Source organism: Polynucleobacter sp. JS-JIR-5-A7 (assembly GCF_018687935.1).
Classification (GTDB): domain Bacteria; phylum Pseudomonadota; class Gammaproteobacteria; order Burkholderiales; family Burkholderiaceae; genus Polynucleobacter.
In genome coordinates this window covers 1,198,282-1,216,674 of record NZ_CP061308.1, presented here as the reverse complement: position 1 = coordinate 1,216,674, position 18,393 = coordinate 1,198,282, and the positions used below count along the sequence as shown (strand labels likewise).

General features: G+C 46.5%; 20 protein-coding genes. 15 read left to right on the top strand and 5 right to left on the bottom strand.

Going from position 1 to position 18,393, the window contains the following annotated elements; all coding sequences use genetic code 11:
• Positions 1-11 precede the first annotated feature (11 nt).
• The 3 genes from AOC29_RS06310 to AOC29_RS06300 are packed head-to-tail and all read right to left on the bottom strand — an operon-like array spanning position 12 to position 2,834.
• Positions 12-866 carry a 3-hydroxybutyryl-CoA dehydrogenase gene (locus AOC29_RS06310; protein WP_215294844.1) on the bottom strand — a complete coding sequence of 285 codons (855 nt, stop codon included), beginning with the start codon at positions 864-866 and terminating at the stop codon, positions 12-14.
• Position 867: 1 nt separating this feature from the next.
• Positions 868-1,608: a glutathione binding-like protein gene (locus tag AOC29_RS06305; protein WP_215294843.1), complete on the bottom strand. Its 741-nt coding sequence runs from the start codon at positions 1,606-1,608 to the stop codon at positions 868-870.
• Between the two features lie 17 nt (positions 1,609-1,625).
• Entirely contained in the window at positions 1,626-2,834 is a 1,209-nt protein-coding gene (locus AOC29_RS06300; RefSeq protein WP_215294842.1) for a pyridoxal phosphate-dependent aminotransferase, read from the bottom strand.
• Between the two features lie 98 nt (positions 2,835-2,932).
• On the opposite strand from AOC29_RS06300, the gene yaaA reads away from it, so the two are divergent.
• Both yaaA and AOC29_RS06290 read left to right on the top strand, forming a co-directional pair.
• The gene (gene yaaA / locus AOC29_RS06295) at positions 2,933-3,709 is read left to right on the top strand and encodes a peroxide stress protein YaaA (RefSeq protein WP_215294841.1); all 777 of its coding nucleotides are present in this window, start codon (positions 2,933-2,935) and stop codon (positions 3,707-3,709) included.
• The gene (locus AOC29_RS06290) at positions 3,709-4,920 is read left to right on the top strand and encodes a DUF2863 family protein (RefSeq protein ID WP_215294840.1); all 1,212 of its coding nucleotides are present in this window, start codon (positions 3,709-3,711) and stop codon (positions 4,918-4,920) included. Before yaaA ends, AOC29_RS06290 begins: the two co-directional genes overlap by 1 nt.
• 91 nt (positions 4,921-5,011) lie before the next feature.
• On the opposite strand, the gene AOC29_RS06285 is transcribed toward AOC29_RS06290, so the two are convergent.
• Entirely contained in the window at positions 5,012-5,386 is a 375-nt protein-coding gene (locus AOC29_RS06285; protein ID WP_215294839.1) for a hypothetical protein, read from the bottom strand.
• 17 nt (positions 5,387-5,403) lie between these two features.
• Positions 5,404-6,393, bottom strand: a complete 990-nt coding sequence (locus tag AOC29_RS06280) for a malate dehydrogenase (RefSeq protein ID WP_215294837.1) — start codon at positions 6,391-6,393, stop codon at positions 5,404-5,406.
• A 156-nt stretch (positions 6,394-6,549) separates the two neighbouring features.
• On the opposite strand from AOC29_RS06280, the gene AOC29_RS06275 reads away from it, so the two are divergent.
• From AOC29_RS06275 to AOC29_RS06215, 13 genes are all read left to right on the top strand, one after another.
• Positions 6,550-7,287 carry a GntR family transcriptional regulator gene (locus AOC29_RS06275; RefSeq protein WP_215294834.1) on the top strand — a complete coding sequence of 246 codons (738 nt, stop codon included), beginning with the start codon at positions 6,550-6,552 and terminating at the stop codon, positions 7,285-7,287.
• A 131-nt stretch (positions 7,288-7,418) separates the two neighbouring features.
• A complete protein-coding gene (gene sdhC, locus AOC29_RS06270; RefSeq protein WP_215294833.1) occupies positions 7,419-7,838 on the top strand; it encodes a succinate dehydrogenase, cytochrome b556 subunit in 420 nt (139 codons plus the stop codon).
• A gap of 24 nt (positions 7,839-7,862) precedes the next feature.
• Positions 7,863-8,228 (top strand): succinate dehydrogenase, hydrophobic membrane anchor protein, encoded by a 366-nt coding sequence (gene sdhD / locus AOC29_RS06265; protein ID WP_215294831.1) that lies wholly within the window; start codon positions 7,863-7,865, stop codon positions 8,226-8,228.
• Positions 8,229-8,232: 4 nt separating this feature from the next.
• The gene (gene sdhA, locus AOC29_RS06260; protein WP_215294829.1) at positions 8,233-10,011 is read left to right on the top strand and encodes a succinate dehydrogenase flavoprotein subunit; all 1,779 of its coding nucleotides are present in this window, start codon (positions 8,233-8,235) and stop codon (positions 10,009-10,011) included.
• Positions 10,012-10,027: 16 nt separating this feature from the next.
• The gene (locus AOC29_RS06255; protein WP_215294049.1) at positions 10,028-10,732 is read left to right on the top strand and encodes a succinate dehydrogenase iron-sulfur subunit; all 705 of its coding nucleotides are present in this window, start codon (positions 10,028-10,030) and stop codon (positions 10,730-10,732) included.
• Positions 10,729-10,998: a succinate dehydrogenase assembly factor 2 gene (locus AOC29_RS06250; RefSeq protein WP_215294827.1), complete on the top strand. Its 270-nt coding sequence runs from the start codon at positions 10,729-10,731 to the stop codon at positions 10,996-10,998. The genes AOC29_RS06255 and AOC29_RS06250 overlap by 4 nt, the downstream gene beginning before the upstream one ends.
• Before the next feature lie 83 nt (positions 10,999-11,081).
• The gene (gltA, locus tag AOC29_RS06245) at positions 11,082-12,395 is read left to right on the top strand and encodes a citrate synthase (protein ID WP_215294825.1); all 1,314 of its coding nucleotides are present in this window, start codon (positions 11,082-11,084) and stop codon (positions 12,393-12,395) included.
• A gap of 17 nt (positions 12,396-12,412) precedes the next feature.
• A complete protein-coding gene (gene leuC, locus AOC29_RS06240) occupies positions 12,413-13,822 on the top strand; it encodes a 3-isopropylmalate dehydratase large subunit (RefSeq protein ID WP_215294823.1) in 1,410 nt (469 codons plus the stop codon).
• An 11-nt stretch (positions 13,823-13,833) separates the two neighbouring features.
• Positions 13,834-14,043 (top strand): hypothetical protein, encoded by a 210-nt coding sequence (locus AOC29_RS06235; RefSeq protein WP_215294821.1) that lies wholly within the window; start codon positions 13,834-13,836, stop codon positions 14,041-14,043.
• A 27-nt stretch (positions 14,044-14,070) separates the two neighbouring features.
• On the top strand, positions 14,071-14,718 hold the full coding sequence (gene leuD / locus AOC29_RS06230; protein WP_215294819.1) for a 3-isopropylmalate dehydratase small subunit: 648 nt from the start codon (positions 14,071-14,073) through the stop codon (positions 14,716-14,718).
• Positions 14,719-14,740: 22 nt separating this feature from the next.
• Positions 14,741-15,814, top strand: a complete 1,074-nt coding sequence (gene leuB, locus AOC29_RS06225) for a 3-isopropylmalate dehydrogenase (protein WP_215294817.1) — start codon at positions 14,741-14,743, stop codon at positions 15,812-15,814.
• A 32-nt stretch (positions 15,815-15,846) separates the two neighbouring features.
• Entirely contained in the window at positions 15,847-17,004 is a 1,158-nt protein-coding gene (asd, locus tag AOC29_RS06220; RefSeq protein WP_215294815.1) for an aspartate-semialdehyde dehydrogenase, read from the top strand.
• 8 nt (positions 17,005-17,012) lie between these two features.
• Positions 17,013-18,392: a FimV/HubP family polar landmark protein gene (locus AOC29_RS06215; RefSeq protein ID WP_215294813.1), complete on the top strand. Its 1,380-nt coding sequence runs from the start codon at positions 17,013-17,015 to the stop codon at positions 18,390-18,392.
• Position 18,393 lies beyond the last annotated feature (1 nt).

The following is an 18,393-nucleotide window of genomic DNA, read 5'->3' as shown; positions in this document are numbered from 1 at the left end:
ATCAATCAAAATTATTGATCGTAGGTGTAAACGCCGCGACCGGTTTTGCGACCAAGATAACCAGCGGCAACCATCTCACGTAGTAGTGGGCAAGGGCGATATTTAGAATCACTAAAGTTTTCAAAATACACCTCCATGACTGCGAGGCAAGTATCCAAACCAATCAAGTCTGCTAAAGCCAGTGGGCCTATCGGTTGGTTGCAGCCCAGTTTCATGCCGGCATCTATATCTTCAGGACTCGCTAAACCCTCTGACAGCACGAAGAACGCTTCGTTAATCATTGGCAATAAGATGCGATTGACGACAAAGCCGGGTGAGTTCTTGACGGTTATAGGCTCTTTGCCAATGCGTTTTGCCATTTCAATAATGGCGGCATGAGTTTGGTCGCTAGTTTGCAGACCACGAATTACCTCAACTAACGCCATCAAAGGTGGCGGGTTAAAGAAGTGCATGCCGATAAAGCGTGTTGGGTTGGAATCTAAGGCTGCCAGCTTAGTGATAGAGAGCGATGAAGTGTTGGTGGCAATGATGGTGTCCTTGCTCACTATCTCGTCGACTTGCTTAAGAATTTTTTCTTTAATCGCTTGATTCTCAGTAGCAGCTTCAATCACGAGACTAAGACCTTTGAAGTCAGCGTAAGAGGTGCTGCCTTGAATCCCTTTGAGTGCAGCCTCTTTGGCATCTGCAGTCAACATTTCTTTTTTAATGAGCCGATCTAAACTTTTGCTGATGTGATCTAGGCCACGTTGAACAGCAGCATCATTGATGTCTACCATGACGACCTTTAGACCAGCAACAGCGCAAACTTGCGCAATGCCATTGCCCATGGTCCCTGCACCAATTACACCAACCGACTGAATCTTCATCTTATTTCCTTCTTTGATACTGGGTTGATCCAAAGAGCTGCTCTCTCGCCTTGTCATCATGCAAAGGTTTGCGTAATGCAGTGAGTACTTCACACCCGCGCTGTACAGCAGGCCGTTTACCAATCATCTCAAACCAGCGTTTGAAATTGGGGTAATCGTTGATCTCGATCCCCTGATTTTTCCAATTGCGTGTCCAAGGATAAATTGCGATATCAGCAATTGAATACGTTTTACCGGCAATATAGGGATTATCTTTCAGTTGAGTATCTAGCACCCCATAAAGACGCTTTGCCTCATTGGTATAGCGATTGATGGCATATTCAATTTTCTCAGGGGCATACAAGCGAAAGTGGTGGTTTTGGCCAAGCATAGGGCCTAGACCACCCATCTGGAACATGAGCCATTGCAAGACATCGTATTTGCCACGAATGGTCTTGGGTAAGAACTTGCCAGTCTTACTGGCTAGGTAAAGCAAGATGGCGCCGGACTCAAAGATGCTGATGGGCTTGCCATCTGGACCGTAGGGATCAACTAATGCAGGGATTTTATTGTTAGGGCTGATTTTTAAAAAATCAGGGGTAAATTGATCGCCAGCGCCAATATCAATTGGGTGCGCAATCCAATCACGACCTAAGCGATAGCCACATTCCTCTAGCATGATGTGCACTTTATGGCCATTGGGAGTTGGCCAACTGTATACATCAATTACCTTTTTTGCGGCGTTTGATTTCTTGATTGTCATGGATCTTCCCTTGATTTTTATAAGGCTTGTAAACGTTCTAAGGCAGTAGATAAGGTTTGCTCTTGCTTAGCAAAGCAAAAACGAATGACGCCTGACTCCGTAGGCTGTTCATAAAATGCCGAAACTGGAATGGCAGCAACACCAACTTCAGTAGTTAACCATTTGCAAAATTCAGCTTCTGGTAATTTAGCTTCAGGGATATTCAGTGCCGTGTAATCAACGCATTGAAAGTAAGTCCCCGGTGTTGGTAGTAACTTGAATTTTGTTTTCTCTAGTCCTGCTTTGAAAAAATCTCGCTTGGCTTGATAAAAAGCAGGAAGGTTCAAGTAATGCGATGCCTCGGAGAGGTATGAAGCTAAACCGTATTGCATGGGTGTGTTCACAGTGAAGACATTGAACTGATGAACCTTGCGAAACTCTGCTGTCAGTGGGGCGGGTGCTGCGACATAGCCTACCTTCCAGCCAGTGACGTGATAGGTCTTACCAAAACTGGAGATTAAAAAACTTCGTGCAGCTAATTCAGGATGGGAGGCAACACTATGATGGTGAGCGCCATCGTAGACCATGTGTTCATAGACTTCATCACTCAAGACAAGAGTTGAGGTGTTCTGTAACAAGCTTGCTAGACGATCTAAATCAGCCTTCTGCCACACCATGCCAGTGGGGTTATGCGGCGAATTGATCATCAGCAGTCGAGTCTGAGGATTGATTGCTTTTTGCAGTGCATCCCATGGGATGTTGTATGAAGCAACCTGTCCATTAGCATCACGTACTGCCTCTAGAGAAACCGCAATCGTTTTGCCACCGGCTAATTCAATCGAAGGCCTATAGCTATCGTAAGCAGGCTCGATGATGACGACTTCATCACCAGGGCTCACGCAAGCCAGAATGCTTGTCAGAATTCCTTGTGTGCCACCAGCAGTGATAGTGATTTCAGATTCAGCATCATATCGATGGCCATATAAGTTTTGAATCTTCTGTTGGATACCATTGCGTAAATCTGGAATCCCAATCATGGGTGGATATTGATTATGATCAGCCAGCATCGCCCCATTCACTTTGGCAATTAAATTGCGATCGCAGGGAAAGTCCGGAAAGCCTTGACCTAAATTAATAGCCTGATGTTTGGTGGCAAGCGCAGACATCACCGTAAAAATCGTTGTACCAACATTCGGAAGTCGGCTTGGAAACGATGGGGTGGAAGGGGTAATGTCTTGCGAGCTCATATAGTCAATAGAGAGTGGTTAGGTGATCGCGAAAGCGCTTTTGTGCTCATAAATCCGGTAATCGCTAGAATGGTAGAAATACATATACAAATTGTGCCATGTTGATCGTACTTTCTCCCGCTAAATCCTTAGATTACAAGACCCCTGTCAAGGTCAAGGCGCCCACCTTGCCTGAGTTTGTCTCAGATTCTGCTAAGTTGATTGCCGAACTCCAGAAGTTAGCCCCTCAGGACGTCGCCAAACTGATGGGTTTGTCTGACCAACTGGCTACCTTAAATGTGGGGCGCTATCGAGATTGGTCTAAAAAATTCACGGCTGAAAATAGCAAGCCAGCGATCTATGCATTCGATGGCGATGTTTATGATGGTTTTGATGTCAAAACGCTGAACGCCAAGGCGGTCGATTTTGCCCAAGACCACATTCGTATTTTGTCTGGCTTGTATGGCGCCTTAAGGCCGCTTGACTTGATGCAAGCCTACCGCCTGGAAATGGGCACCGCTTTTAAGAATGCCAGGGGAAAAGATCTGTATGCCTTTTGGGGCAGCAGGGTGACAGATTCTCTAAAGCAGATTTTGGATCAGCAAAAGAAGCCCGTTTTACTGAACTTGGCTTCTGAAGAGTACTTCAAGGTCTTGCAGCCCAAAGAGTTGGGTTGCCAGGTGATAGCCCCCGTCTTTCAGGATGGCAAAGACGGTAAGTACAAGATTATTTCTTTTTATGCGAAGCGTGCTCGCGGCTTAATGGCTAGGTATGTGGTGGAGAATCGTATTACCGATCCGGCAGATTTAAAAGGTTTCAATTTGGATGGTTATAAATACTATGCTGCAGAATCTAAGCTAGATAAACCCATTTTTAGACGGGCAGAGAAAAAATAATGGCCGTACATCGCACTAAACCTTCTCAACGCAGTTCACCAGAAGTAGAAAAGCTGGTGGCCGATGCTATTTCTCTAGCCGCTTCAGGCAGTCAGATTGAAGATCGTTTTTGGGAGGAGCGCTTGAATGTGCGCTTGATGCGTTTGCTTAAAAGTCAAAACCAAAATGTGATTGATGCCGCCTTGGATCAAACCTTTCGTATCAATACCGTAGCGTTTGAAGTCCTAGCGGATATCGCTGAAACGCTTGCTGAGTCCCTCAAGATGGAGCACGAAGGCCAGGAGTGGGATGTGTTGTTATTGGCTATGCCCATCGTTGCGCATACCCGCTATCAAATTCCTTCGGGTCCTTTGCCATCGAGCATTATTGAAGCGACTGCTGGCGCATTAAACGCCTCAATCGCTGCTACCGATACGCGTTTAGCAATTGTTCCTTGGCTCTACAGCATTGATCAAATGCCACATTCTCATTGCCAAACACGTGTGTTAACAGAAGCATTGGCGACTGCGGCCATCTCTGGCAAGGATGTCAAACTCGAGTTGCGCGATATGTCGGAGACGATTGCAGTTCTGGCTGATCCGCGTTTCATTATTGCTGCACTGAGTGCGCCTAGCGGATCACCCATTTTTAAATGGCAAGAAGAATCGCCGGCAAGACAGGAGCGTGGTGTCAGTCTCATTGGCTGGCAAAACGCGATGCAAGAGCCACTCGCAGCAATGCTGCCTGGATGTGAGTTTGAGCTCTTGTTACCGGAGGCTTACTTTACTAACTGCCGTTTGGCAGATAAACATGTGCGGCCATTAAGTATTCGTGCAGGCGTTAATTTCCTCGAAAGCACGCTAGGCATCTTGCCTGCTGGCTTATCTTGCGTGGTTGGTGCCTTTGGTGAAGAGCAAGCCGATGAATACCGTATCTCTTTTAGCGTCAAGGGTTCTTCCGAAATTATGTATGGTGTGATTTGGCCTTTATATGATCGTGAGAGTGTGGCGAGTGATGCCTTAAATGATTTATCGGATGACGAGAGCCCGATTAAAAAAATCTGTGATGCCTTGCATGATGCAGGAGTAGAAGATGTATTTCGTCATGCGATGCTATTTGACCCAGAGCTCTGCGACGATTGCGGCGCGCCTCTTTTTCCAGATCGATCTGGTGAAGCCGTGCATGCAGAGATGCCGGAAGATACGCCAACACAGCAACCACTCTTTCATTAAGCAGTTACAACAAACTCGAAGATATCAACCGAGTAATAAAAAAGAAAAAAGCCGAGGATCTCTCGGTTTTTTTATTTGATGCTATTAAAACTTAGTTCTGAACAAAAGGCTCTGCACCAGCAAACAAATGGGGCAATTTGCCAGATTTCATTTCTGCTGTTTGGCAGAAATCAGCTAAGCGATTACCCGTCTTGATATTAAATAACATGGCTTTATTGCCAAGCACTACCAGGTCATGACCAGTGTCAGTGTTCTTGTAACGCAAGCTACCTGGCAATGAGGTTTGACGATTCAAGTCGTAAGTCTTGGCTTCCCAAGTCAGACGAACTTTCTCGAGAGTGCCAGTTGTTTTGAATTGCTTACTCTCGCTGCAAGTCCACGTAAATACTTCTTCACTAGCGCTCACATTTGTAACGCCAATGAGGGCGGCAAATACAAAGCTTAAGGACAGAAGAGATTTGTTCATGTATTTTCCTAAGAGGATTAAGAAAGCAAGTGCTTAACGCCTGCTTGCTCTTCAAGCAATTCATTTAAGGTGTGATTCATGCGCTCGCGTGAGAACTCATCGATCTCTAAACCTTCGACCATTTTGTACTCGCCGTTTTCACATGTCACTGGGAAGCCATAAATCACTTCAGCTGGGATGCCGTATTCACCTTTAGAGGCAATTCCCATGGTGACCCATTTGCCATTGGTTCCGAGCACCCAATCATGAACGTGGTCAATTGCCGCATTGGCTGCGGAAGCTGCAGAAGAGAGACCGCGTGCATCAATAATCGCCGCACCACGCTTACCCACAGTAGGAATAAAGACATCTTTATTCCATGCTGCATCGTTGATGGAGTCCTTCACTGACTTGCCGTCAACCGTTGCAAAGCGATAGTCAGGGTACATGGTTGGGCTGTGATTACCCCAAACGACTAGCTTCTCAATGCCAGCAACGGGTTTATTTAATTTAGTCGCCAATTGCGAGAGCGCGCGGTTGTGATCAAGGCGCAACATCGCGGTAAAGTTTTTCGCAGGAATATCTGGTGCAGATTTCATGGCGATGTAAGCGTTCGTGTTTGCTGGGTTGCCAACCACCAATACCTTGACAGTCTTTTTGGCAACTGCATTGAGTGCTTTACCTTGGGCAGTGAAGATCTGTGCGTTAGCGGAGAGCAGATCTTTGCGTTCCATGCCGGGACCGCGGGGACGTGCGCCAACCAATAGGGCGACATCAATCTCTTTAAATGCGGTCAAGGGGTCAGAGTGAGCGGTAACGCCAGCCAAGAGTGGGAATGCACAATCTTCGAGCTCCATGATCACGCCACCCAATGCTTTTTGCGCTTTTTCGTCTGGAATTTCAAGTAATTGCAGAATGACGGGCTGATCCTTGCCCAAAAGGTCGCCATTGGCGATGCGGAATAAAAGGGAATATCCGATTTGACCGGCTGCACCGGTTACGGCGACACGCATTGGGGCTTTTGCCATTACTAATAACTCCAGAGGATGGTTAAGAGGTTAATTAAGGAAACTTTTCTATTATCCATTCAAGTGTAGGAACTTTCGCTTTACACTGTCAAAGATGTCTTATACAAGACTAGAATTACACTTAATTTTATCCAATTGCTTTCTGCTGGAGCCGATTTGTCAGAAGTAAATTTGCCGATTGCCTCTTTTAGCCCTCTGTACGAACAGATAAAGGCAATGATTTTGGCTAGCTTGCAAGCCTCTGAGTGGCTGCCGGGGGAGGTTATTCCCAGTGAAATGGAGTTAGCGGCCCGCTATGCCGTCAGTCAGGGCACGGTTCGCAAGGCGATTGATGAGCTGGCTGCACAAAATTTATTGGTGAGACGTCAGGGTAAGGGCACTTATGTAGCCACCCACCAAGAAGACGATTGGCAATATCGATTCTTACGCTTGGCGCCTGATTCTGGCGAGAAATTTCATCTCACTAGCCGATTCTTGGTTTGCCAGCAGACTAAGGCAAGCGCCTACGTCGCCAGTTTGCTGAAATTAAAGGCAGGTGACACCGTCATTTACATTGATCGTGTTCAGAGTTTTGCTGGGCAAGCCATTGTTTATGAAGAGATTTGGCTGCCTGGAGCGCGCTTTAAAGATTTAAATCTGGATACTCTGAATGAATGGCATGGGCCAGTCTACGCTCTATATGAGAGCCAGTACGCTACTCACATGGTGCGCGCTGAGGAAAAAATCAAAGCAATTGCGGCCGATGAGACTCTGGCTAAGCACCTCCAATTGGCAGTAGGCGCCCCATTGCTTTCGGTAGAGCGGGTGGCGTTCACATATGGCAGTAAACCAGTAGAAATTAGACACGCAAGATACGACACCGCTGAGCAACATTACGAAAACAAATTGAACTGAACTTATCCGTAAAACCCCCTTTAAACCCCTATAAACCCTTAAAAACCCCCAATAGCCTCAAGGTTTCCAATAGAATATGTTGCGACACAACAAAATCAAACTGAACCTCCACCTAAAGATAGAGATTACCCATGGTTGAAGCACAGCAAAATGTAAAAAAAGATCGACAGGTTTATCGCAATATTGGTCTGGCCCAGTTGATTAAATATCGCCTGCCTTGGGCCGGAAAAGTCTCCATCCTTCACCGTATTAGTGGGGCAGCCTTATTCCTCTTGTTGCCATTCATTTTGTACCTCTTCGACCAAAGTCTGGCTTCTGAGGTGAGCTATCAGAAATTTCAAGCATTCACCAGCAACATCTTGGTAAAAATCATTTGCCTCGGTTTGATCTGGTCTTTCTTACATCATTTCTGTGCTGGTATTCGCTACCTCTTGCTCGATTTAGAAATCGGCGTAGAGAAGTCTGAGTCCAATCGTTCCGCCATCATCGTGTTGGTGCTTGGTATCGCTCTCACTGCTGTAGTGGGTCTCAAATTATTTGACTTGTACTAAGCGCTCATTATTTAAGGAAATTTCATGCCTATTTATCAAATTGGACCAAAGCGCTTAGTAGTTGGTGCTCATTACGGACTTAAAGAATGGATCATCCAACGCGTCACTGCGATTGTGATGGTGGTATTTACGGTTGTCTTGCTAGTCGACTACTGCTTAACTGGTAGTGCTAGCTACGAGGGTTGGGCTGGTCTGTTTAGTAATCAGTTCATGAAGTTGCTGACTTTTTTGGCTTTCTTTAGCTTGTTCTATCACGCTTGGATTGGCGTGCGTGACATCTGGATGGATTACATCAAGCCCGTCAGTATTCGTTTGACACTGCAAGTGTTGACCGTTCTGTATCTCGTAGCCTGTGCGGCTTATGCCGTTCAAATTTTGTGGAAAGTGTAATTCGATGACTGCGATTCAAAAATCATTGCCACGCCGCCGTTTTGATGCGGTCATTATTGGGGCGGGTGGCTCGGGTATGCGTGCTTCATTACAGTTAGCGGAAGCTGGCCTCAATGTGGCGGTATTAACTAAAGTCTTCCCAACCCGTTCACATACAGTAGCTGCGCAAGGTGGTATTGGTGCTTCATTGGGTAACATGAGTGAAGACAATTGGCACTATCACTTTTATGACACCATCAAAGGATCTGACTGGTTAGGTGACCAGGACGTGATCGAGTTCATGTGCCGTGAAGCTCCAAAAGTGGTTTATGAGTTAGAGCATTTCGGTATGCCTTTCGATCGCAATCCAGACGGCACGATTTATCAGCGTCCATTTGGCGGTCACACCGCAAACTACGGCGAGAAACCAGTACAACGTGCTTGTGCTGCCGCTGACCGCACTGGTCACGCCATGTTGCATACCTTGTATCAACGTAACGTCCGCGCTAAAACGAACTTCTTCGTAGAGTGGTTAGCGCTCGACTTGATCCGTGATGACGAGGGTGATGTGGTTGGTGTTACTGCCCTTGAAATGGAAACAGGTCAGGTATACATCTTGGAAGCCAAGATTGTGATGTTGGCTACTGGTGGTGCAGGTCGTATTTGGGATGCATCAACTAATGCCTTTATTAATACCGGTGACGGTATGGGACTTGCAGCTCGCGCAGGTATCCCATTGGAAGATATGGAGTTCTGGCAATTCCACCCAACAGGTGTAGCTGGGGCAGGTGTATTGTTAACTGAAGGTTGCCGCGGTGAAGGTGGCATCTTGCGTAATAAAGATGGCGAGCGTTTCATGGAACGTTATGCGCCAACCTATAAGGATTTGGCTCCACGCGATTTCGTATCTCGGTGTATGGATCAAGAAATCAAAGAGGGGCGCGGTTGCGGCCCTAATGGTGACTATGTTGTGCTGGATTTGACGCACATTGGTGCCGAGACCATCATGAAGCGTTTACCTTCGGTTTATGAAATCGGTATGAACTTCGCAAACGTTGACGTCACTAAAGAGCCAATCCCTGTTGTGCCAACGATTCATTACCAGATGGGTGGTATTCCAACCAATATCAATGGTCAAGTGGTTGTTCCAGCAAATGGCAAACACAATGAAGTCGTTCATGGTTTGTATGCCATTGGCGAGTGCTCATGCGTTTCTGTGCACGGCGCAAACCGCTTAGGTACTAATTCATTACTCGACCTCTTGGTATTCGGTCGTGCAGCAGGTAACCACATCGTTAGTTTGAATCTTAAGAATCGTGAGTTCAAGAAATTACCTGCGAATGCGGGTCAGCAAACCTTGGAGCGTATTGCGAAGTTGGATAACTCTCATTCTGGCGAGTATGCACAAGATGTCGCTAACGATATTCGTAAAACGATGCAGAAATACGCCGGTGTATTCCGTAACCAAGAGCTGATGGATGAAGGTGTTCGCCAAATGGCGAAACTCACCGAGCGTGCAAAAAACTTGTGGGTTAAAGACAAGTCTGAGATTTTTAATACCGCCCGTATTGAAGCTTTGGAAGTGGCTAACTTGGTTGAGACAGCAAACGCAACCATGATTTCTGCGGCGGCTCGCAAAGAAAGCCGTGGCGCACACTCACATGACGATCACCAGCATCGCGATGATGACAACTGGATGAAACACACTCTTTGGTATAGCGAAGGCAATCGCTTGGACTATAAGCCAGTCCAATTGAAACCATTGACTGTTGATTCAGTTCCTCCAAAAGAACGTACTTTCTAAGTAAGAGAGATAGAAGATGAGTGATATCCGTATATTTGAAATTTACCGCTACGATCCAGATGTCGATGCAGCACCACGCATGCAGCGCTATGAGTTAGAGCTTACTGGTGAGCGTATGTTGTTGGACGCCTTGATCTCTTTGAAGAAACAAGATGAAACTATCTCGTATCGCCGCTCATGCCGTGAGGGTGTATGCGGTTCAGATGCAATGAACATCAACGGTAAAAATGGTTTGGCTTGCTTGACCAATATGTTGACTTTGCCTAAGGTCATCACATTGCGTCCATTACCTGGCTTGCCAGTCGTACGTGATTTGATCGTCGACATGACTTTGTTCTTCAAACAGTATTTGTCTATCAAGCCTTATTTGGTAAACGACAATCCACCACCAGAGAAAGAGCGTTTGCAGAGCCCTGAAGAGCGTGAAGAGTTGAACGGCTTGTATGAGTGCATTCTGTGCGCATCTTGCTCAACCTCATGCCCCTCTTTCTGGTGGAATCCTGATAAGTTTGTGGGTCCAGCAGGTTTGTTGCAGGCCTATCGCTTTATTGCTGATAGTCGGGATGAAGAGACTAGTCAGCGCTTGGATAACTTGGAAGATCCATACCGCCTATTCCGTTGCCACACTATTATGAATTGCGTGGATGTATGTCCTAAGCATTTGAATCCAACCAAGGCGATTGGTAAGATCAAGGAGTTGATGGTTCGTAGGGCAGTATGACCCTCGGTAATGCAGAGTTATATCGCTTAAAAAGTGATGCTCGCAGGGGCTTGCTAGAGAACGATTTAATTCTGCAGCGTTTCTTTGAGCGTTACGGCACTCAGTTAAGCGTGGAAGATGGCAAAGTATTGAGCCAGTTATTGGCCTTAGATGACAATGACCTGATGGATTTATTAATCGGTCGTAAAGATTCGATGGCTGGACTGGAGCAGGAGATGCAGTCTGACTCCTTTAAAACAGTTTTACAAAAGCTGAGAGAGAAGTAATTCAGTCTTTTGGTGCAAGTAGTAGTGCAAGCGTGTGATCGAATAGTGTATTAATCATAATTTTGAATGACTAAGGATTAGAAATGATTGAATCGGACATCAAGGCAAAACTCTCGTTTTCGGATGGAACACCAGATATTGATCTGCCAATTTATAAAGGCACGGTTGGTCCTGATGTCATCGATATTCGCAAGCTCTATGGTCAAACTGGTAAGTTCACTTACGACTCAGGCTTTCTATCTACTGCATCCTGCAATAGCAAAATTACCTACATCGATGGTGACAAAGGCGAGTTGCTCTATCGTGGTTACCCGATTGATGATTTGGCTGCGAACTGCGACTTCTTAGAGGTTTGCTACCTTTTGATTAATGGCCAATTGCCCAACGCGACCGAGAAAAAAGATTTCGATCAAATGGTGATTCACCACACCATGGTCCACGAGCAAATGCAATTCTTCTTGCGCGGTTTCCGTCGTGATGCCCATCCCATGTCTGTGTTAACTGGTTTGGTTGGTGCCATGGCTGCGTTCTACCATGATGAGATTGATTACAGCGATTCCTATGCACGTGAAGTGGCGCAGATTCGTTTGATTGCGAAGATGCCAACCTTAGTGGCAATGTCGTACAAGTACTCCGTAGGACAACCTTTTATCTATCCAGATAACTCTTTGTCATACACCGCAAACTTCATGCGCATGATGTTTGCTACGCCGTGTGAAGAGTACAAAGTAAATCCAGTTTTAGTACGCGCTTTGGATCGCATCTTTATCTTGCATGCAGATCATGAGCAAAATGCCTCCACCTCAACCGTTCGTTTGTGCGGTTCTTCAGGTACGAACCCTTTTGCTGCCATTTCTGCCGGTATTGCTTGTCTTTGGGGTCCAGCCCACGGTGGTGCTAACGAAGCTTGCTTGCAAATGTTGAATGATATTCAAGCACAAGGCGGCGTGGATAAGATTCATGAGTTCATCGCCCAGGTGAAAGACAAGAACTCGAGCGTACGTTTGATGGGCTTTGGTCACCGCGTTTACAAAAACTTCGATCCACGCGCTAAATTAATGCGTGAGACTTGCTATGAAGTTTTGAATGAACTCGGCCTGCAAGATGATCCATTGTTCAAGCTAGCGATGACCCTGGAGAAGATTGCCTTGGAAGACGAGTATTTTGTGAGCCGCAAGCTCTATCCAAACGTGGACTTCTACTCAGGTATTGTGCAGCGCGCACTGGGTATCCCAACGGATATGTTCACTTGTATTTTTGCGTTAGCAAGAACAGTTGGCTGGATTGCTCAGTGGGAAGAAATGATTACGGATTCCGAGTACAAGATTGGACGTCCACGTCAGTTATATGTTGGTGAAACTTCGCGTAAGGTTCCTAACATTTCCGTTCGTAAATAAAGGTTTTAAGGGCACTCATGTCTCGTACGCTTTATGACAAATTGTGGGATGACCACGTTGTTTACTCGGAAGAAGATGGCACAGCCACGATCTATATTGACCGTCAGTTGCTCCATGAGGTAACCAGCCCTCAGGCATTTGAAGGCTTGAATCTGGCTGGTCGTCCGGTATGGCGCATCTCCGCCAACTTGGCTGTTTCGGATCACAACGTTCCAACCACAGACCGCTCAGCAGGAATTGCAGATCCTATATCTAAGCTGCAAGTCGACACCTTAGATCAAAACTGTGATGCATTTGGTATTACCCAATACAAGATGAATGATGCTCGCCAAGGGATTGTTCACGTGATTGGACCAGAACAGGGTGCAACCTTACCTGGCATGACTGTTGTCTGCGGTGATTCACATACCAGCACGCATGGCGCATTTGGTGCCTTGGCATTTGGTATTGGTACATCGGAAGTGGAGCACGTCTTGGCCACTCAAACCTTGCTCATGAAAAAGAGTAAGAACATGTTGGTGCGGGTAGATGGCCGTTTGCAACCCGGTTCTACAGCTAAAGATATCGTCTTGGCGGTGATCGGCAAGATTGGTACTGCGGGTGGCACTGGTTACTGTATCGAGTTTGCTGGTGAAGCGATTCGGAATTTGTCTATGGAAGGTCGTATGACCCTCTGCAATATGGCGATTGAAGGTGGCGCAAGATCTGGTTTGGTTGCTGTGGATGAAACTACGATTGAATACATTCAAGGTCGCCCTTATGCTCCTCAAGGTCAAGCCCTATTGCAAGCAATGCAGTATTGGAGAACATTGCATTCGGATGCAGATGCCCAGTTTGATGCTGTAGTGGAATTGCGTGCAGAAGAAATCGCTCCACAAGTCACTTGGGGTACCTCTCCTGAGATGGTGCTTGCTATCAGCGACCGTGTTCCTGATCCGGAAAAAGAGCGTGATCCAAACAAGCGCTCTGCGATGGAGCGTGCTTTGGAATATATGAATCTCACTCCGAATACGCCACTGAGCAGTATTTCTGTGGATAAAGTATTTATTGGTTCCTGCACTAATAGCCGCATTGAAGATATTCGGGCTGCTGCAAAAGTGGTGGATCGCATTGGCAAGAAAGTGGCTGCGAATGTGAAGCTGGCATTGGTAGTTCCTGGCTCTGGTCTGGTGAAAGCCCAAGCAGAGCGGGAAGGCTTAGATCGCATTTTTAAAGCTGCTGGCTTTGAATGGCGCGAGCCCGGTTGCTCTATGTGTTTAGCCATGAATGCTGATCGCTTAGAGCCTGGTGAGCGATGTGCCTCTACATCGAATCGTAACTTCGAAGGTCGTCAAGGTAATGGCGGTCGCACCCATTTGGTCAGTCCGGCAATGGCGGCTGCTGCGGCGATTGAGGGCCATTTTGTTGATGTTCGTAAGATTTCATAAAGGTAATCCAGATGAAATTTCCTTCAGTCTCATTGATTTCTCGATTAGCCATCGTTGGCATTGCAGGTGTGATCATCTCTGCTTGCAGTAATACCATGGAAGGCATGGGCAAAGATTTGCAAACCATGGGTAGTGCCATGGGCGGATCCGGTGCAAATTCTACTCAGCAGAATCAATCTCAAACTAAGGGTAAGGACGTTGTCATTACCCCTGTGAAGTAAACAAAAAATATAGATAGAGTCAGAGTCATGGAAAAATTTACGGTATACAAAGGTTTAGTTGCTCCACTGAATCGTGAGAACGTGGATACCGATGCCATCATTCCGAAGCAGTTTTTAAAGTCCATCAAGAAAACGGGCTTTGGTCAGAACCTATTCGATGAATGGCGTTATTTAGACCATGGCGAACCTGGTCAAGATTGCAGTACTCGTCCAATTAACCCTGACTTTGTGCTCAATCAGCCGCGCTACAAAGGCGCCGGCATTCTCTTGGCTCGCAAGAACTTTGGTTGCGGTAGTTCACGTGAACATGCGCCATGGGCTTTAGACCAATTTGGCTTCAGGGCCGTGATTGCCCCTAGCTTTGCCGATATTTTCTATAACAACTGCTTCAAAAATGGTGTTTTACCCATCGTTTTGACCGAAATGCAGGTAGATCACCTCTTTAACGAGACGATGGCTTTTAGTGGTTATCAACTGACAATTGACCTAGACGCTCAACAGGTTATCGCCCCTGACGGCAGCGCCTATAGCTTTGAGGTAGCCCCCTTTAGGAAGTATTGCCTCCTCAACGGTTTGGACGATATTGGCTTAACTCTGCGTCATGCAGATAAAATCAAGGCTTATGAAGCTGAGCGCATCCTCAAGATGCCTTGGCTTGCGACACAATTGCCGTAATTCGTTGATTTAAAGGCCTTTCATGAAAATTGCAGTTCTCCCGGGCGATGGGATCGGCCCGGAAATTGTTGCTCAAGCCGTTCGCGTTCTTCAAGCGTTAGGCCCAAAGTTTGATCTAGAGGAAGCTCCTGTGGGTGGCGCTGCCTATGACGTGGCTGGACATCCTTTGCCGCCAGCGACTTTAGAGTTGGCAAAAAAAGCTGACGCTATTTTGTTTGGCGCAGTCGGTGATTGGAAATACGACACGCTTGCTCGTGAACTTCGCCCAGAGCAGGCCATCTTAGGATTACGTAAACACTTAGAATTGTTTGCTAACTTTAGGCCAGCGATTTGCTATCCAGAACTCACAGCAGCATCCAGCCTCAAACCAGAAATTATTGGTGGCTTGGATATTTTGATTGTGCGTGAACTCAATGGCGATATTTACTTTGGTCAACCACGCGGTATTCGTAGCTCAGAGTTGCCATTATTTAAAGGTGCTCGTGAAGGTTATGACACCATGCATTACAGCGAGCCAGAAGTAGAGCGGATTGGTCGCGTTGCATTTGAAGCGGCACGCAAGCGCGGTAAAAAAGTGTGCAGCGTGGATAAAGCGAACGTATTAGAGACTTCACAGTTGTGGCGTGAAGTCATGATTCGGGTTTCTAAAGACTATCCTGATGTTGAGTTATCCCACATGTATGTCGATAATGCAGCAATGCAATTGGTGAAGGCGCCTAAAGCATTTGATGTAGTCGTGACCGGCAATCTGTTCGGTGACATTCTGTCGGACGAAGCTGCGATGCTCACAGGCTCGATTGGCATGTTGCCTTCTGCGTCATTGGATAAGAACAACAAAGGCTTGTATGAGCCAAGCCACGGCTCTGCGCCTGATATTGCTGGTCAAGGGATTGCTAATCCTCTGGCAACGATTTTGTCTGCAGCCATGATGTTACGTTATTCCTTGGGTATGCCTGCAGAAGCTGACCGGATCGAAAAAGCAGTACAAAAAGTGTTGGCACAAGGCTTACGTACTGCTGATATTTATACAGAAGACACCCAAAAGGTATCTACTGTACAAATGGGTGATGCAGTAGTTGCGGCACTCGCTGGATAAATAAGTCAATATTTTCACTAGGTAGTTAAATCATGGCAAATACAAAAACACCGTTGGTAGGTTTAGTTGGCTGGCGCGGAATGGTTGGCAGTGTTCTGATGGAGCGCATGCTCGCCGAGAAAGATTTTGATTTGATCGAGCCGGTTTTCTTTAGCACGAGCCAAGTAGGCGGCGAAGTTCCCCTGCTCAATGGTAAAAAAGTCACCAAGAGTGAAAGTACTTTGCAAGATGCCAATGACATCAAGGCATTGTCCCGTTGCGACATCATTCTGACTTGCCAGGGTGGCGACTACACCAATGAGATCTTCCCCAAGCTGCGTGCGGCTGGTTGGAGTGGTCACTGGATTGATGCTGCTAGCGCATTGCGCATGAAAGATGATGCTGTATTGATTCTCGATCCAGTCAATCGCCCTGTGATTGATAAGGCATTAGCTGCGGGTGGAAAAAATTGGATTGGTAGCAACTGCACAGTCAGTTTAATGATGATGGCTATGGGTGGTTTAGTGAAGGCTGACATGGTTGAGTGGATTAGTGCCATGACTTATCAAGCAGCTTCTGGTGCAGGCGCTCAAAACATGCGCGAGTTACTATTGCAAATGGGCGCTTTGCGTGACAGCGTGGCTGCAGAATTGGCAGACCCATCTTCGTGGATTTTGGATATTGATCGCAAAGTGACTGAAACCTTACGTTCACCCGATTTTCCGAAACAGAATTTTCGTAATACTGCTTTAGCTGGAAGTTTAATTCCGTGGATCGACGTACCTCTCGAGCATGGGCAAACCAAAGAAGAGTGGAAGGGTGGCGCTGAGTTCAATAAGATCTTAGGTCGCCCTGCATTCCGGACTGCTGGCAGTATTCCAGTTGATGGGATATGTGTGCGGGTTGGAGCGATGCGCTGCCATTCCCAGGGCTTGACAGTGAAGCTGAAGAAAGATGTTCCCCTCCAGGAGATTGAAACGATCTTGGCAAACGATAGTCAGTGGGTAAAAGTCGTGCCTAATGATCGTGAAATAACTGAGCGTGATTTATCGCCAGCAGCAGTGAGCGGCACCTTGACAGTACCTATTGGACGTTTGCATAAATTGGCGATGGGTCCAGAGTATTTAGGTGCATTTACCGTCGGCGATCAGCTATTATGGGGAGCAGCTGAGCCCTTGCGCCGCATGCTCAGAATCTTACTGGAGAGGTAATTACATAGATGCTAGGTCTTGACCAATCGAGATTGCTCAAAGTAATTTGCTTTGCTTTGCTCACTTGGTCCTGTGCGGTCAGCGCGATTCATTTGGGCGTTCCTAAATTACAGTCAGTACCTGGTGAGCCCTTACGCGTAGAAATTCCCATTAGAAGTGGGGTGGACGAAAAGGATGCATTGCCATCCCTTACTGTTGAACTTCCAGGTAAGACGGCCTTCGAAAAACTGGGGATCTCGCAAAAAATTCTGGATTTGAATCCGCAAGTAATGATTTATCGAAATCGTCAAGAGCAGTTGATGGTTTTAGTAGAAACCGTAAATCCTGTACCAATCACTGATGATCCATTCCTAGATGTCTTAGTGAAGATGAATTGGTCAAGTGGAAGTCTCACTAAAACATATACCTTCCTCTTAGGTGATACGCAGAAGGTGACTGTAAAACCTGGTCAAAGTCTTTCTGAAATTGCCACCATCATGGCGCCACGCCTAGAGGGTGCTAGCTTAGATCAGACCATGCTGGCTTTATATAAAGCAAATCCTGATGCGTTTGCCAGCGGTAGTGTGAATAGATTAATTTCTGGAGCCGAGCTTAATAAACCAAGTCAAGCACTCTTGCGCTCCATTAGTCCTGTTGAGGCCAATCAGTTCGTGGCTGATGCTAATGAGCAGTGGCGCTCTGAGAGGGGTGGTAAAGGCGATAAAGGTGTAGATGGTTCTAGTAAGGGTGGAAAAAATAAAGCTGCTGAGAATGCTGCAAAAGATCGCTTGAAAATTGGCTCCAGTGCAGAAGGCAGTGCTGAGGAGCGTCGTTACACAGAAGACTTAGTCGCTCAAGAAAAAGAACTAGAGCAAGCTAAAGCACGTGTTGCAGAACTGCAAAAGAATATTGCTGACTTACAGCGCCTCTTGGAAAAATCCAAAGGTAAAAAATCATCTGAAAATAATTATGGCTTGGGTGGTTTTGGGCCAGCCGCTTTGGCGATTGGCTTAATTGCATTCACGGGACTTTTACTTTGGGTTTTGGCGCGTAACGCCCGTAGCTCAGAATCGGCTTCATTTGAGGAGAAAGATCTAGACCCCCAGAAGCCTACCCCTGCACCCCATTTTGAAATGCCTGAGCGTGCCAAGACATTATTTTCAGGAATCGATCTTGATCTTTCTAAGCCACCGAAAGAGTCGCCTCCCGAAGTTGCACCAGACAATAATCCTTTGGCGGATACCTTGCGTGTCAAACTGAATCTGGCTCGCGCTTACATCACGATTGAAGATTTCTCGGCAGCGAAGAAGTCTTTAGAGGACATTATTCGTTCTAGCAGCTCGGTAGATCCAGCCATTACGATTGAAGCGCAAGGCTTATTGTCAGAGCTTTCACATCGTCAGACTTAGG